14 protein-coding genes are annotated in these 14,281 nt (G+C 52.1%); 6 read left to right on the forward strand and 8 right to left on the reverse strand.

Annotated features, from left to right (window positions below; genetic code table 11):
* Positions 1-16: 16 nt before the first annotated feature.
* The 3 genes from ACEW81_RS01415 (at position 17) to ACEW81_RS01425 (ending at position 4,276) form a co-directional block, all read left to right on the forward strand.
* On the forward strand, positions 17-1,810 hold the full coding sequence (locus tag ACEW81_RS01415; protein ID WP_373531176.1) for an autotransporter outer membrane beta-barrel domain-containing protein: 1,794 nt from the start codon (positions 17-19) through the stop codon (positions 1,808-1,810).
* 158 nt (positions 1,811-1,968) lie between these two features.
* On the forward strand, positions 1,969-2,937 hold the full coding sequence (locus ACEW81_RS01420; RefSeq protein ID WP_373531177.1) for a hypothetical protein: 969 nt from the start codon (positions 1,969-1,971) through the stop codon (positions 2,935-2,937).
* A 160-nt stretch (positions 2,938-3,097) separates the two neighbouring features.
* Entirely contained in the window at positions 3,098-4,276 is a 1,179-nt protein-coding gene (locus ACEW81_RS01425) for a pyridoxal phosphate-dependent aminotransferase (RefSeq protein ID WP_373531178.1), read from the forward strand.
* 56 nt (positions 4,277-4,332) lie between these two features.
* Here ACEW81_RS01425 and ACEW81_RS01430 read toward each other — a convergent pair whose 3' ends face one another.
* The 7 genes from ACEW81_RS01430 to ACEW81_RS01460 form a co-directional block, all read right to left on the reverse strand.
* Positions 4,333-4,842 carry a sensor histidine kinase gene (locus ACEW81_RS01430; RefSeq protein ID WP_373531179.1) on the reverse strand — a complete coding sequence of 170 codons (510 nt, stop codon included), beginning with the start codon at positions 4,840-4,842 and terminating at the stop codon, positions 4,333-4,335.
* A gap of 64 nt (positions 4,843-4,906) precedes the next feature.
* Positions 4,907-5,572 carry a phytochrome family protein gene (locus ACEW81_RS01435; RefSeq protein ID WP_373531180.1) on the reverse strand — a complete coding sequence of 222 codons (666 nt, stop codon included), beginning with the start codon at positions 5,570-5,572 and terminating at the stop codon, positions 4,907-4,909.
* A 168-nt stretch (positions 5,573-5,740) separates the two neighbouring features.
* On the reverse strand, positions 5,741-7,243 hold the full coding sequence (locus ACEW81_RS01440; RefSeq protein ID WP_373531181.1) for an aldehyde dehydrogenase: 1,503 nt from the start codon (positions 7,241-7,243) through the stop codon (positions 5,741-5,743).
* A gap of 9 nt (positions 7,244-7,252) precedes the next feature.
* Positions 7,253-7,705, reverse strand: coding sequence for a RidA family protein (locus ACEW81_RS01445; RefSeq protein ID WP_373531182.1), 453 nt, complete (start codon positions 7,703-7,705; stop codon positions 7,253-7,255).
* A 166-nt stretch (positions 7,706-7,871) separates the two neighbouring features.
* Entirely contained in the window at positions 7,872-8,693 is an 822-nt protein-coding gene (locus ACEW81_RS01450; protein WP_373531183.1) for a DODA-type extradiol aromatic ring-opening family dioxygenase, read from the reverse strand.
* Complete coding sequence (locus ACEW81_RS01455; RefSeq protein ID WP_373531184.1) at positions 8,678-9,646, reverse strand: DODA-type extradiol aromatic ring-opening family dioxygenase; 969 nt, start codon at positions 9,644-9,646, stop codon at positions 8,678-8,680. The genes ACEW81_RS01450 and ACEW81_RS01455 overlap by 16 nt, the downstream gene beginning before the upstream one ends.
* A gap of 267 nt (positions 9,647-9,913) precedes the next feature.
* A complete protein-coding gene (locus tag ACEW81_RS01460) occupies positions 9,914-10,132 on the reverse strand; it encodes a KGG domain-containing protein (RefSeq protein WP_373531185.1) in 219 nt (72 codons plus the stop codon).
* A 593-nt stretch (positions 10,133-10,725) separates the two neighbouring features.
* Between ACEW81_RS01460 and ACEW81_RS01465 the strand changes: the two genes are divergently transcribed.
* The 3 genes from ACEW81_RS01465 to ACEW81_RS01475 all read left to right on the forward strand — a co-directional run bounded on the left by ACEW81_RS01465 (position 10,726) and on the right by ACEW81_RS01475 (position 12,770).
* Entirely contained in the window at positions 10,726-11,700 is a 975-nt protein-coding gene (locus tag ACEW81_RS01465; RefSeq protein ID WP_373531186.1) for a hypothetical protein, read from the forward strand.
* Between the two features lie 224 nt (positions 11,701-11,924).
* Positions 11,925-12,329, forward strand: a complete 405-nt coding sequence (locus ACEW81_RS01470; RefSeq protein WP_373531187.1) for an OsmC family protein — start codon at positions 11,925-11,927, stop codon at positions 12,327-12,329.
* 243 nt (positions 12,330-12,572) lie between these two features.
* Entirely contained in the window at positions 12,573-12,770 is a 198-nt protein-coding gene (locus tag ACEW81_RS01475) for a hypothetical protein (protein ID WP_373531188.1), read from the forward strand.
* 100 nt (positions 12,771-12,870) lie between these two features.
* Here the strand turns inward: ACEW81_RS01475 and hemL are convergent, their stop codons facing one another.
* On the reverse strand, positions 12,871-14,178 hold the full coding sequence (hemL, locus tag ACEW81_RS01480; protein WP_373531189.1) for a glutamate-1-semialdehyde 2,1-aminomutase: 1,308 nt from the start codon (positions 14,176-14,178) through the stop codon (positions 12,871-12,873).
* Positions 14,179-14,281: the final 103 nt, after the last annotated feature.

Raw genomic sequence — 14,281 nt, forward strand, 5'->3', positions numbered from 1 at the left:
AGGAGTACGCGTTTACATGGTTGAGTTTCTACGCACCACGGGCCGCCTGACGGCAGCAGTTTCACTGGCTGCCAGCTTGCTGCTGGGCAGCATGCCTGTTTCTTTGGCAGGTCCTGGCGACACCAACAGCACCAACGTTGGAGCAAATGTCGCGAACGGCACTTTCTTTAACACAGCTGGCGACAAAACCACATTTACCAATAACGGTGGCAACATCACCGTGGGAGCGGGTACTACCGTTCGAGGGCTCGAAGTTAACAGCGCAGGCAACCTGACCGGTAACGGTGGCCACCTTCACTTTGACGCCCAGGGTGGCGTAATGCGGGTAGACGGAACCATTAACGCCAGCGCCGCTATGGGCAGCAATGGCGCTTATCTGGGCAATGGCGGTAAAGTCACCATTGACGCTGGCGCCCTCGTTCAGAACGGCAATATTTTTGCCAACGGTCTGAATGGCGGTATAATCACGGTGAACGTGGGCCAGTTAACCGTTGGCCCCAACGCCCGGTTTGAAGCCCTTACCACAGGCGCTTACGCCCTGCCCGGTCAAATCAACCTGAACGCCACCGGAGAAGTGACCATTCCCAACGGAGCGGTTCTGGATGCTTCCGGCAATTACATCGGCGGCTACAACGCCAATGTCATCCAGATTTCTGGCAGTGTTGTCAATCTGGACGGCGTGGTCATCGCCAACGGATTAAGCGCAGGCGCCAAAGGCGGCAATATTGGCATTTACGGCTCTGAAATCGCTGTAAAAAGCAATGCCAAAATTATGGCCAACGGAGCCAATACTGGCGATGGCGGCATGGTTGAAGTGATTTCTACCGACAAAACCACCGTGGAATCCGGGGCTGAAATTACAGCCAATGGCGGAAAAGGCCTCAGCGGTGTTGTGGCTGGAAACGGCGGCATCGTGGGCGTAGGCTCTGCTAAAACCCTGCGGAATGACGGGGTGATTAGCGCCAACGGTGGCAACGGCCATAACGGTTATAACCCCAGCAATGGCGGCGAAGGCGGCCTGGTTGTGTTTGCCGGAGATACGGTAGAGCATAACGGCCAACTGGCAGCCAATGGCGGTCACGGTGGCACCAATGCCTTCCCTTCACGCGGCACCGTGGTGAATGGTCAGCAAGTTTCTGTCGGCCAGAACGGTGCTAATGGTGGGAATGGTGGTGCGGTTCTCGTTGCCCATCGTACCAGCATTAGTGGCACCGGCAGCATTGAAGCCAAGGGCGGCAATGGTGGTAACGGTCAAGAAGCCATTGCTGACGCAAATCACGCGCATCAGACTGCCCGGGGCGGCAATGGCGGCGACGCCGGTTTCGGCGGGTTGGTTCGTTTCCACGGCGATCCCGGACAAACTATCATTAATAATGTCAACGTGAATGGCGGCTCTGGCGGTCAGGGCGGTTACGCTTCTGTTGCCAGCGACTGTGGTTGCGCCACACCGGGTGCCGGTGGCGCTTGCGGCGCTCCGGGGCAAATTGAAATTGTGGCCAAGCCCCCTTGCAGTGGTGGTGCCGATTGTTCCCCAACCCCTCCCCAGCAAATACCGGGCAACCCCACAACGCCTATATCCCCTTTATTTCCTTTATACCCCAAAGAATATGGTAATCTGGGCGACACCCTGCCTCCCAACGCTGGCAACGTGTTAAGCTACACCCGCTCCATCTTCCTGGCCCGTTCGCCGGTGCCCATCATTCGGAAGAAGGTGGTTGTTCCGCCACCACAACCACCGGCTAAAATCATGGTGGTTCAACCTCAACCCAAACCCGTCCAGAAAAAAGTACCGGTGCGTGGTTACTGGTAAACCTTCAAAAAAACATAAACTTAACACCCTCTTTCAGCCACGGCCGAAAGAGGGTGTTTTGTAATAAAATAAGTCGTATTTACTGGAAACCATCAGGCATGCACAATTAGCAGCATTAGCAGTGGCAAATCCCTATCAGTAACAGGTATTTTTACAGTATGAAAAAAAATCGGCTTTTAACCTTGTTCTGTTTAAGCTTATTGATGATGCTGGGCTATGCCATGGCCAGCCCGGAAGATGAGCTGGGAGACTCGCTGGAAACCCTTCAGGCATTGACCGAAAACGCCGCTGAAATATGGATGAATGAGGATCAAACAGCACCCCCTACTGTTTTGTTGAGCGAAGGGGAGGCCACTGGCCAGTCCGCTACAGAATTTGCTGAAGATGAAACCGATGAACGTTTTTCACTGCTGAACCTTCGATTTCTGGATGCAGGGCTGCCCATGCCAGAGCCCGACAATCACACCGGAGATTTATCTTCTGATTCGCATGGTATTCCCGAGCCGATGGTGTTTGATTTGGTTCGCCCACTGGGGGCCAAAAAAGGCGCGCTGGAAATCAACACCCTGTTTCAGGGTGGATGGCAGCACAAAGGCCGCTTTTCAAACCATTGGGCGCCAGAAGTGGAATACGCCTTTCGGGACGGCATGGCCCTGGAGTTTGAATTGCCCATGGGTAACCTGCAAACCGAGGCCCTTAAATTTGCCTTTCAGGCCACCTTGCCTTCCCGCTTAGAGCGTGTGGTTCACGGGGTTCAATTTTTTAATGAGTACGGCTTGCGGGATCGCACGTTGGGAATGACCGCAGTCCACATTGGGGGCCTCAGGCTCAGCGATCGATGGAGTGTGCTGAGTATCAACGGCCTGGAAAACGCAAACTTAATGAGAAAGCCCTCACTGGCCGGTTTGATTAACAACAGCCTGTTTTACCGCAAGTCCGACAAAATGACGCTGGGCATAGAAACCAACCTGCGGCTCAAGCGCCGTGAAAATGGGTTTCTGCTGATGCCCCAAATCCACCTGGAATTAACCCCACATTACAGCCTGCAAATGGGCGCGGGCTTTCGCAAAGAAAGCGGTCTGGCCTTAGTGCCTACAGTAGGCATGCGCCTGATTCGAACCTTTTAAGTGCCCCGTCAGGCAAACCCAAAAAGCATCCATTTCATTTAAAAATCGATCACACTACCAGCCATCGCTTCATAAAAGTCAAAGGCTTCTATAGTGGTTCCCTTTTTTAGGGTATAAACAAGGGGTGGAATCAGGAAAATGAGCAAAGGGGATCCGTGCCATGGCCAATCGTACTTCTCACAAAGCGGCCCAGTTTAACGAGTCTGTGATTCGGCAAATGAGCCAGATGGCCCGCAAATATGAGGCCATCAACCTGGCGCAGGGCTTTCCCGATTTCCCGTGTCCGGAAGAATTAAAACTGGCGGCCTGTGAAGCCATCCATGATGATATCAACCAGTACGCCGTCACCTGGGGGGATGCCCAGTTTCGGCAAGCCATCGCCGAAAAAGAAGGCCCCTATCTGGGAATTACCATTAACCCGGACACCGAGATTACAGTGACCTGTGGGGCCACTGAGGCCATGGCCGCCGTGATGCTGGCCACCATCAACCCCGGCGATGAAGTGATTGTGTTTGAACCCTATTACGAGAACTATGGGCCGGATGCCATTATTGCCGGAGCCATTCCCCGCTATGTGACCCTGCACCCGCCGGAATGGCGCATTGATGAGGCCGAGCTGGCAGCGGCGTTTAACAGTAAAACACGGGCCATTATCATCAACACCCCGCACAACCCCACCGGTAAAGTATTTAGCCGCGCCGAGCTGGAAATGATCGCCAAATACTGCCAAAAATGGAACGTACTGGCCTTCACCGATGAGATTTATGAGCATATCCTGTACGATAACCACCAGCACGTGGGCATGGCCAGCCTACCGGGTATGAAAGACCTGACCGTCACCATCAACGGGCTGTCTAAAACCTACAGCGTCACCGGCTGGCGGGTGGGCATTGTGATTGCCCCGGAAGACATTACTCAAGCCGTTCGCAAGATGCACGATTTTTTGACGGTCGGGGCCGCCGCTCCCCTGCAACGGGCAGGCATTACGGCCATGCAGTTGCCCCAGTCCTACTATCTGGATCTGGCGCAAAAATACGATGAAAAACGCCGCATGATGATGGGCATTCTGGATGAAGCGGGCATTAAATACTTTCGCTCTCAGGGGGCCTATTACGTGTTCAGCGATATTTCTGAATTTGGCTACAAAACCGATGTGGAATTTACCCACTTTTTAATGAAAGACATTGGGGTGGCCGTGGTTCCCGGCTCCAGCTTTTTCAGCCGCCCGGAACTGGGTCGCAAGTTTGTGCGCTTCTGTTTTGCCAAAAAACCGGAAACCTTAATAGCCGCCCAACTCCGGCTCCACAAGTTAAAAGATACCGTGCGTCTGGGCCGTTAATCCCCACCCCGTTTTTTGAGAGACGGGCCATTTAGTTTTATGCAAAGCGCTAAGGTTTAAAGCGTTTCATTTTTGGCTTGAATAACGCCACTGGAGGCGCTCAAATCAGAACGGGCTTCATCCAAGGAAAAATAAAAAGTGGCACCCTCTCCCGGCACACTGTCGGCCCAAACACTGCCTCCGTGACGGTTAATGATGCGCTGCACACTGGCCAGCCCAATGCCCGTTCCCGGAAAATCGGACTTGAGATGGAGTCTCTGAAAAGGCTTGAACAAACGGTCCGCCCCGCTCGCATCAAAGCCAACTCCGTTGTCTTTCACAAAATAAAAAGGCTGATCGTTGACAACACGCATCCCAAATTCTATATGGGTCACCGCTTCTTCCTTCGAATATTTCCAGGCATTGTCCAGCAAATTTCCCAAAACCGTTTTCAATAAAACCGGATCCGCCTCATCTCGTAGTCTCGGTTGCACCTTAAAATGCGCCTGACGATCGGGAGATTGTTCCTGAAGATCCTGCGATAATTCCTGAAACATGGCGCTTAAATCAACCGGCTCTCGTTTCATTGACGCGTTGGAGAGTCTTGAAAAAAGCAAAATATCATCAATCAATACCCCCATTTGGGAGGCGTTAACGGCGATGCGCGAAAGATAAAGCCTCACTGACCTCATCGGAAAATCGGGTCATTACCAAACCGCTAAATTGCTCAATTTTGCGAAGCGGCGATTTGAGATCATGAGACACCGAATAACTGAAAGCCTCCAGCTCATCGTTGGTGGCTTTCAGCTGACGGGCCTTCTCATTCAGGGCCTCCGTGCGTTCTGCCACAATCGCTTCCAGTTCCTGATTCAACTGCTGAAGCTGACGTTCGGCTTTTTCCCGCTGTTCAATCTCTTTTTCCAAAGCCGCCGGGGTTTTAAGGGCCAGCGCCTTGGGAATGGTGGGAATCAGGCTAAATACAGTGGCCCAGGAAATTACGCCCGTCATAAACCGCTCCAGCGTGTTTAAACGATAGGCGGGCCACCAGAACATCACCGCATCCAGCAAGTGAGAAATACCGCAAGCAAAAATAAAAGCGGCAAACAGCCAGAAAATTTTGGGGAACACCATGAATTTTTTTCGACTGACAAAATAAAGCAGTAAAAAAGGAATGCTGATGTAAGCGCCAAAAATAATCAAATCGGAAACAATCATGAACCATCCGGTAAAGGACTGCCAGCCTGAGCCACACAGCCAGCGCGGGGGAAAACCCTCCGTTTCAAATAGTCGATTCAAAAAATCCAGAACCGGATTCATCAATGACAAGCTCCCTCTAAAAAACCAGAACTTTGTATGAAAAACAAAAGCAAGCTCTTGTAAATTATCCATTTTAGAAACAGTTGGACAATACCCAATGGTTTACTTCTATCAATAGCGGATTGAAAACCTGCGTTTAGCCGTTTAGCCGTCTAGAAAAGTAAACCGCTATTGATAGCGATAGCAGACCGTCTTGAACTCCGAGAAAAACTCCAGCGCGTAACGCCCTCCCTCACGCCCCATGCCACTGGCTTTCATGCCCCCAAACGGGGTGCGTAAATCTCTGGCAAACCAGCAGTTCATCCACAAAATACCGGCTCTAATCTCTTGAGATAAACGATGACATCGATTCACGTCCTGACTCCACACACTGGCCGAAAGCCCATAAGGCGTGTCATTCACCAGATGAATGGCCTCTTCCTCGGTATCAAAGGCAATAATGGGCAATACCGGGCCAAAAATCTCTTCCTGGCACAGAGCGGATTGAGGCGATAAATTGATAAAAACGGTAGGCTCCAGAAAGTAGCCCTTGGCCAGTGCGTCCGGCTGGGTTAAACGAGTGCCGCCAGCCAGCAATTGTCCCTCCTGGCGTCCCAATTCAATATAGCGCATCACCTTTTCATAATGCTCGGCACTAATTAAAGAACCCATCCGGGTTTCTGGCTGAAGCGGATCGCCCACCGGGATGGAGGCCACTTGTTTCAACACTTGCGGCAACACCTCGGCCAGAACTGAGCGCTGTACAAACAACCGGGAGCCCGCCAGACAAATTTGGCCCTGATTTCTAAAAGCCGCCTTCACCGCCGTTTCAATGGCATTGGGCAAATCGGCGTCTTCAAAAATAACGGTGGCCCCTTTGCCTCCCAATTCAAATGAAATTTTTTTCAAGCTGTCGGCTGCCGCTTTCATAATGGTTTTTCCGGTTACGGTTTCACCCGTAAACGAAATCGCCTTCACCTCAGGATGCCGGGTCAGCGCTTCGCCAGAGCCAGCGGTGCCAAAACCATGCACCACGTTAAAAACGCCGGGTGGAATCTCAGCCTCCTGAAAAATCTCGGCCAGCAAGGTGGCGGTGGTGGGGGTCCATTCCGCGGGCTTGAGAACAATGGAATTGCCCATAACCAAGGCAGGCGCAATTTTCCAGCTGGCCAGATACAAGGGAAGGTTCCAGGGGGTAATGAGGCCTACCACCCCCAAAGGTTCCCGCACCGAGAAGTGCCGCTCCATGCGATCGACCGTAAAACATTCTTCGCTCAACTGGGCGGCGGCTTCCGCAAAAAAATGAAAATTCTGGGCCGCTCTGGGAATATCCCCATTCAAACTCTCTGAAAGCGGTTTTCCGGTATCCAGCGTCTCGGCCATGGCCAAAGCGTCCCTGCGGGCCAAAATGCGATCCCCGAGGTCACGCAGTTTCTGGCACCGGGCTTTCATGGGCAATTTCGCCCACGAACCGGCCTCAAACGAGCGCTTGGCGGCATGCACCGCCAATTCGATATCGGCCGATTCTCCCCGTGCCACCTGATTTAACAGCGCCCCGGTGGCCGGATTGATATTGGCAAAAGTTTCCCCGGCCAGCGGATCGACAAACGCACCATCGATATACAGTTTTAAGGTTTCCCCAGTTGAAACCGGGGAAACGGATGCACTGGATTGACTCACAAACAGGGTCATCAAACTCCTTTAGGCCTTATAGGCAATGGCTTTGATTTCGATAAAATTACGACCGGGGGGCAAAGCCTGCACGGTGGTGCGAGCCGGGAGCTGCTCAAAATTAAAAAATTCGCCATACACCTGATTGTAGGCATCAAAATCCTGCATTTTGGCTAAAAATACGGTCACATCCACCACATCCCGCAAATCACAGTGAACCGAGGCCAGCACCGTGATCAGGTTTTCCAGCACCTGTCGGGTTTGAGCCGCCACGTCATAGCGAAGGATGCCGCCGTTCTCGTTCAGGGTCAGCCCAACCTCTACGCCGGTTTGAGGGTGTCTGGCGCCCAGCCCGCATACAAACACCAAAGGCCCCGCCTTCACCACATGCGAATAGGCACCCAAGGGGGCAGGTGCATTTTCTTCCATGCGAATATACGTTTTTTCGGTCCCTGCCAAACCGCTCCCTGAACCCATCGTCATTGAACATCCCCTCAGTGCAATTCAATATAAACCCTTGATTTGAAATACCGGGTGATTATTTTATCCCACTTGGGTAGAAATTGATAATGCACAAAAGGATATAAACCCAAGCGATACAAACCCCATACTCAACCCGGAAGCAATTTCATTAAAACGGTTTTCCGCTTTAATGAACATCGTAAGACAACACCACCGCACCGGCCCCCCACAAGGACCCATAAGCCAACACCTGAGCCGGGGCGCTGAGATTATTCATGGCCCCCATCATCCAGTAAAACCCTTTAAAGCCCATTTCGGGGTTGGCCTTCTCAACGTACTCTGGTCCCCACTCCAGCGCTTTTAAACCCTGACCCTGACCCAACAGATCCAGCATTTGCCGGTTCCACTGATCATCCTGAGGGTTGGAAAAACGCTCGGTTTGCGGGGTTACCACTTCGGTTAAAAACCGATGCGACATCAACGAACAATTAATCAGCACCGCCCGCTTGCCCGATTGCTGAATGGCTTCCCCCACCGCTTGACCCAGGGTCATGGCATCTTCTGCGCTGGCGTAAATATTGGAAGAAACAATGACCACTGGCAAATGACCCTTCGGGTTGAAATAGCGCAAGGCCACCAGCGTGGCGGTATCCACCGGGAACCCCGCATAATCAACCAGCTTGGTAGCTAGCCCCCGGCTTCGGCTTAAACGTTCCGCCCGGGCCGTTAAGTCCCGATCGATTTGAAAGGAATAGGGCATATCGCCCAAATCATGCCAGTTTTCATCCACATGCAACCCGCTGGGGTTGGCAGCGTACTGGAACGAATGCCCCAGTACCGAAATCCACTGGGCGCTGTATAAAACCAGCACCTCCGGGGCCGCAGCCTCCACCTGAAGGGCTGCTGTTTTCATGGCCTCCCGAAACACTTGCCAGGGTCCGTCTCCGCTTTGCTCAAATATCAGTTGAGGCAGTCCCGGAACCATCAACGCTTTCACGATACCGGGCATGTGGCCTCCGAGGGATGCTCTCTGGCTTGCCGAAACGCTTCCAAATCCCACTCAATCACTGCGTTGCCGGTACCAATCACCGAACCATAGGCATGCACCTCTGCGGGCATGGCCGGAAAGCCCATGGCCGATAACATCCACATTAAAGAACCTGCCTTAACCTCGGCTGCGGTTTTCGCCATAAATTCGGGCAAAATGGCCTGCACAGCATCCAGATCGCCTTGACGGAGCAGATCCACAAACTTCATATCCCATAAGTATTGCTCAAAGCTATAAACCGCTTCCTTGCTCATATCTTCAGGAATCTCGGGTTCCCGATCAAAATGCAGGTGAGACAAGGTATTACTGGCCACCACCACGGCCCGCCTGCCAGTTTTCTTAATGGCCTGAGCAGTGGCCTGCCCCAGCTTGATCATTTGATCCTGAGCGTCATCGTGGCTGAAATAGTAAGGCGAATTATTGGCCGAAATCCCCAGCACCGGAATGTCCCAATGGGGGTTGAGCATATGCAGGGATACAATGGTGCCATAATCCACCCGAAAATGAGGATTCACCATTTTTTGAGCCTGCAAGCCCATGGCGGTGGCTTCCGCAACGCAAGCCTCAGCCAGTTCAACATCAATGTCCATTTCAAAGGCATACTGAAACAGATGGGGAAAAATAGGATCCACCGACAGGCCCGACAACTTGGGAACGCTTAAAAAATGATGGCCCACCACGGTTTGCCAGTGCGGACTATGCACGATAATCACATCCGGCTTCAGCTTCCTGATTTTATCCCGGCAACGTTGATAGCCCCAACGCAAATTTTCCCACCCGCCTTGTGAGCGGGGGATATTTTGGGGCGGATTTTCAGCGTAAACCAAATGAGGCGGATGAGGGGCCAAAAAACCCGCCACAATGCTCCCCAAGCCGGAATGGCCGACATCCGTAATTGGCTTCAAATTTCCCACAGCAGTCCTCCTGGAAAAAGCTGGCTTCCACGCTTCAAAGTGAACCCTTCTGGCAAGCTGGCAAGCCGCCGGGTGCTTGATTACGGGCACCCGGATGTTGACCTGATTATCAGCTCAACATGACGATTTGTAAACCGCAGGACCCGGAAAGGATATTGAAACGAAGCCGGAGCCGATCAAAAACCGGCACAAAATACGGTTTTTGATCGGCGAAACGGCAATGTGATAAAACCAGTTCTCTCTGGAGAACACTCCCCCTGTGGTGCGTTAGGATGCGGGTGTCGAGCTTTTATCGACAGGACGGGCGCTTTTCTTGGATCGCGCTTGCCCACTGGCCTGTCCCCCTTTTTTACCGGCAGCTCTAGCCTCTTCAGAGGTGAATTGATGAGCAGTTCCCTTTTGATGGGCTGCCTTTCCCCCTTTACTGGCAATTTCTCGCTGCTTTTCGGGAGACATGGAGGCGAATCCACGTTGACTGTTACCCATAACCTTGTTTCCTCCAACATAACTGAAACCTGTTTAACAACAACACCTTACAGTCATTCGATCCTTCGATTATTCGCCTGGATTTGGCAATCAAAGGAAAACCCAATTAGACAAGTCCTATAATGCAGCAGTAAAGAAAGGCATCCAATTAGTGCATCGGTTAAGTTTCAAAGGACCTCAGAGGAATTGACAATAAGCCTGCGACCTTCAACCAAAAATTTAATTGCCCTATGCCATTCAAACCTTAAGGGCTCTCTGCCATTGAATCGTTCCTGAATCCCCAATCACTCTTCATTAAAATTTACGCAACTACCTAACCGCTCCCCCCCAAAAGATGGAGTATAGCCTGCAAAAAATAACCACCTTGCCCCCTAGCTTGAAACCCGTGAATTAGATTATGATGTAAAAAGCTTTCTATCTTCTTAACTCAATGTGCCCGCATATTCAACTTTTAAGCGGTTGATTCGCGGTTTGCCCGCTTCGGCTTTGGCAAGCTGGTAATCTCAGGCAATTAGCCCTGCTGCGATCACCCTTCACTCCATTGGATTAAGATTGATGGCTTTTAATTTAGCGACTGAAGGAGTTTTTCCGCGATGGAAAACAGGGTCCGCATGTGGGTATCATGCGAAAAAAATATCATTAGTACCGCGCTTTGCGGCTTATTGCTCGGCAGTCTGCTGTTGCCGCAAGCGCAGGCAGAAAAGCGGCTTCAATCGCCCAATGAGCCTATTGATATCAAACTGAACCAAACCTTAAGCTCACAACAGTCTAAAGTGGGCGATGCCTTTGAAGGAGCCTTGACAGATACCTATCGCCTGGGAGAAAAAGAACTTCCAGTCGGAACCCTGGTAAAAGGAAGCGTACAAGGGGGCCATGGCTCCAGGATTATGGGCATGCCCGGTTATGTGGCTCTGGATATTCAGGAGGCGGTTCTGCCTTCGGGGGCCGTGTACCACTTTGAAAAAGATGGTGAAAGCCTGAAAACCAAAAAGTATCACAATCCAAAGGCTGGCACCGGCAAAAATTTTGTCATGGCAGCCATTCCTTTTTCCGCCATCAGCGCGCTGGATGCGGTTCCACTTAAATACGCCGCGGGCATGAGCTTTTGGCAAATCGCCCCCATTTCTCTGGCCGCCCGGATGGCACTGGGGGTTGGGCTGGAAAGCAGTCAAAAATACCGCACCCTCAAGGGAACCCATCATCGCAGGTCAACCCGCATTGGTTATGGCATGCTGCGGGGCACTGGCTTAACAGGCGCTTACCGGATGGTGACCACCGGCCCGGAACCCGACCTGAAGGAAGGCACCGTCATTTCGGTTCACCTGCCCAAAAAGCACATGCAGAAGCTATTTGAAGCGGGAGACAGCGTTAAAACGGTTGACGCCACGGAATCCACACCAGTGAACACCGAAGCGCTAGAGCCTGCTGAAACTGAAACCCAGAGCTTTGAAACGGTGCGTGGTACGCTGCCTTCCACGCTGTCCAAAAACGCCGCCGACCAAACGGTGACCCCGCCCACCGATATCACCGAGCATCCCCCCATAGAGCCTCAACCCTTAAAAAACTAAACCCGGCTTTATCACAGAACAATCATTCAAAAATCCGCTGCCTGCCATTGCGCTACCAGCGGATTTTTGAATGGTCGGGTTTAGCGCCACCCACCCATTGCGAGGCTCTGCTTTTAAAGTTAGAGTGGTTTTGCCGCATCAGTTTTTTTGCCTTATGAGTTTTTTGACCCTGTCAGCACCTCATTTCAATCACTGCATGCCGATTTCAGCAAGGAGTAACCCCCATGACCGTGACAGTTACCACATTGCCCAAAGAAGGTTTTAGACAAACCATTACCAGCGGGCCGCATACCTTTTTTTCAGATTTACCCGCCGAAAAAGGGGGACAGGATACCGCCGCTGACCCCCATCAGCTTTTTTATGCGGGCTGGGGAGCCTGCACCAACATGACCCTACAGCTTTACTGCCGTAAAAAAGGCTGGCCGCTGCAATCAGTCAGCACCCATTTTGAGGAAGATAAACAGGGCAGTAAGCCCTCCATCCGCAAGCGTATTGAAATCAAGGGCAATTTTGATGAAGCTCAACTGAGCCGACTCAAGCAAATTGCCGAAAAATGCCCGGTCAATCGCCTCATCGTCAACCCCAAACAAATTCAGGTGGATCTGGTGCATCAAGATTCCGACGCCTGATTAAAACCACAAGAGGAAGCACAGGCGTTTTTAAGTCCATACGCCTGCTTATTCAACAGGATAACCAAGTGAGCAATTGGCTGACCCTACAAAACAGCCTAACGGGTCTGTAAGCCCTTTGAAAGTGTGAACAGGCAGGGAATTGATTGCCCCTTTACGATTCCTCTATGCTGGTGTCCTTCAAGCACCTTACAGCCTGTTGCATCAGTATCACAAGTGTCTGCAAAAAAAGGGGTCAACGCCATGCCCACTTACTCGCCCACTCAACCCAATTGGCCGCTGGCTTGTCAAAAACTAAAAGAAGCCTATGGCATTTTGAATGATGAGGATTTGCGCTATGAACCGGGGCAGGAACAGCAATTAAAAGCCCGGCTGGCCCTTCGCTTGCAACGGGACCCGCTTCAAATTCAACGGTTGCTGGAAAGCTTCGGCATTAGCTAACCCGATGCCAAGCAGGGTTGAGCCTTTGCAGCGTTGAGAAGCCCCAGCCCCATTGGGGTAAGCAAGCCGAGGCTTTACCTATAACGCATGGCCGCCTTAGTTAGGAAATGGCCTGCTCGGCGGCCTCCAGGGTTTTTTGAATATCCGCCTCGGTATGAGCCAAGGACAAAAATCCGGCTTCAAACTGGGAAGGTGCCAAATAAACGCCCCGATCCAGCATGCCCCAGAAAAAGCGGTTAAAGCGCTCTTTATCAAACCGGCAAACATCCTGATAGTTCAAGGCGGGGCCGTCCACAAAAAACAGGGTCATCATAGGACCCACCCCGGTAATGTAGTGAGGAATGCCCTTGCGCTCGCAAATGGCCCTTAACCCTTGCCCCAGCTGGCCGCTAATGTCCTCCAGCCGCTCGTAAGTACCGGGCTGGCGCAGCAAATTCAGAGTTTCCAACCCAGCCGCCATGGCCAATGGATTGCCCGACAAAGTGCCGGCCTGATACATGGGGCCATCGGGCGCTACCTGAGCCATAATTTCCAGCTTACCCCCGTAGGCGCCCACTGGCAGGCCGCCCCCAATAATTTTTCCCAAACAGGTAATATCCGGGGTTACTCCGTAGCGTTGCTGAGCGCCACCGGGGGCCAAGCGAAAGCCGGTCATCACCTCATCAAAAATCAAACAGGCCCCGCTATCGGTGGCCAAATCCCGTAAGCCTTCCAAAAATCCGGGTTCCGGGGGAATACAACCCATGTTTCCGGCCACCGGCTCAATCAGGATGGCGGCCACCTGATTGGAATAGCGTTCCAGCAACTGTTGCACCGAGTTCAAATCATTAAACCGGGCATTCAGGGTTTCTGCGGCAGTGGAGGCAGGCACACCGGCACTGTCCGGCACACCCTGAGTGGCGGCTCCCGATCCGGCCTTTACCAGCAGATAATCGGAATGCCCGTGATAGCAGCCTTCAAACTTGATGATTTTAGTGCGCCCGGTATAGGCCCGAGCCAAACGAATGGCGCTCATCACCGCCTCGGTTCCCGAGCTGACAAAGCGAACCTTCTCGATGGAAGGAACCATATCAATGACCAAATTGGCCATTTCGGTTTCCATTAAGGTAGGCGCCCCAAAACTGGTGCCATTTTCGGCCACGGCCTGAATGCGCTGGATCACCTGAGGGTGAGCGTGTCCCAGAATGGCTGGCCCCCAGCTTCCCACGTAATCAATATACTGATTTCCATCCAAATCCCATAAATAAGCCCCCTTGGCCTTTTGAATGAAAACCGGCGTGCCTCCCACCGAGCGAAAGGCCCGCACCGGACTATTCACACCACCTGGCAGTACTTTCCGGGCTTCCTCAAAGGCGGCCTGAGATAGAGCGCGTTTGTGAGTGGCTACGGATGAATTCGGCTGGCTCATGGGAAACTCCTTCATGATGAATGAGACGCTGACGCCTGTTCATCTTACAGTGAAGCACTGCCAATGGCATCAAAAATAGCGCAATGGTTTTTAAATCAGCATC

Source organism: Vampirovibrio sp., assembly GCF_041737375.1.
Classification (GTDB): Bacteria; Cyanobacteriota; Vampirovibrionia; order Vampirovibrionales; family Vampirovibrionaceae; genus Vampirovibrio.

Excerpts from the sequence above, each read along its gene's own strand:
- ACEW81_RS01415 (WP_373531176.1), top strand. The coding sequence starts at position 17 with ATGGTTGAGTTTCTACGCACCACGGGCCGCCTGACGGCAGCAGTTTCA.
- ACEW81_RS01420 (WP_373531177.1), top strand. The coding sequence starts at position 1,969 with ATGAAAAAAAATCGGCTTTTAACCTTGTTCTGTTTAAGCTTATTGATG.
- ACEW81_RS01425 (WP_373531178.1), top strand. The coding sequence starts at position 3,098 with ATGGCCAATCGTACTTCTCACAAAGCGGCCCAGTTTAACGAGTCTGTG.
- ACEW81_RS01430 (WP_373531179.1), bottom strand. The coding sequence starts at position 4,842 with ATGAAACGAGAGCCGGTTGATTTAAGCGCCATGTTTCAGGAATTATCG.
- ACEW81_RS01435 (WP_373531180.1), bottom strand. The coding sequence starts at position 5,572 with ATGAATCCGGTTCTGGATTTTTTGAATCGACTATTTGAAACGGAGGGT.
- ACEW81_RS01440 (WP_373531181.1), bottom strand. The coding sequence starts at position 7,243 with ATGACCCTGTTTGTGAGTCAATCCAGTGCATCCGTTTCCCCGGTTTCA.
- ACEW81_RS01445 (WP_373531182.1), bottom strand. The coding sequence starts at position 7,705 with ATGACGATGGGTTCAGGGAGCGGTTTGGCAGGGACCGAAAAAACGTAT.
- ACEW81_RS01450 (WP_373531183.1), bottom strand. The coding sequence starts at position 8,693 with ATGCCCGGTATCGTGAAAGCGTTGATGGTTCCGGGACTGCCTCAACTG.
- ACEW81_RS01460 (WP_373531185.1), bottom strand. The coding sequence starts at position 10,132 with ATGGGTAACAGTCAACGTGGATTCGCCTCCATGTCTCCCGAAAAGCAG.
- ACEW81_RS01465 (WP_373531186.1), top strand. The coding sequence starts at position 10,726 with ATGGAAAACAGGGTCCGCATGTGGGTATCATGCGAAAAAAATATCATT.
- ACEW81_RS01470 (WP_373531187.1), top strand. The coding sequence starts at position 11,925 with ATGACCGTGACAGTTACCACATTGCCCAAAGAAGGTTTTAGACAAACC.
- ACEW81_RS01475 (WP_373531188.1), top strand. The coding sequence starts at position 12,573 with ATGCCCACTTACTCGCCCACTCAACCCAATTGGCCGCTGGCTTGTCAA.
- hemL (WP_373531189.1), bottom strand. The coding sequence starts at position 14,178 with ATGAGCCAGCCGAATTCATCCGTAGCCACTCACAAACGCGCTCTATCT.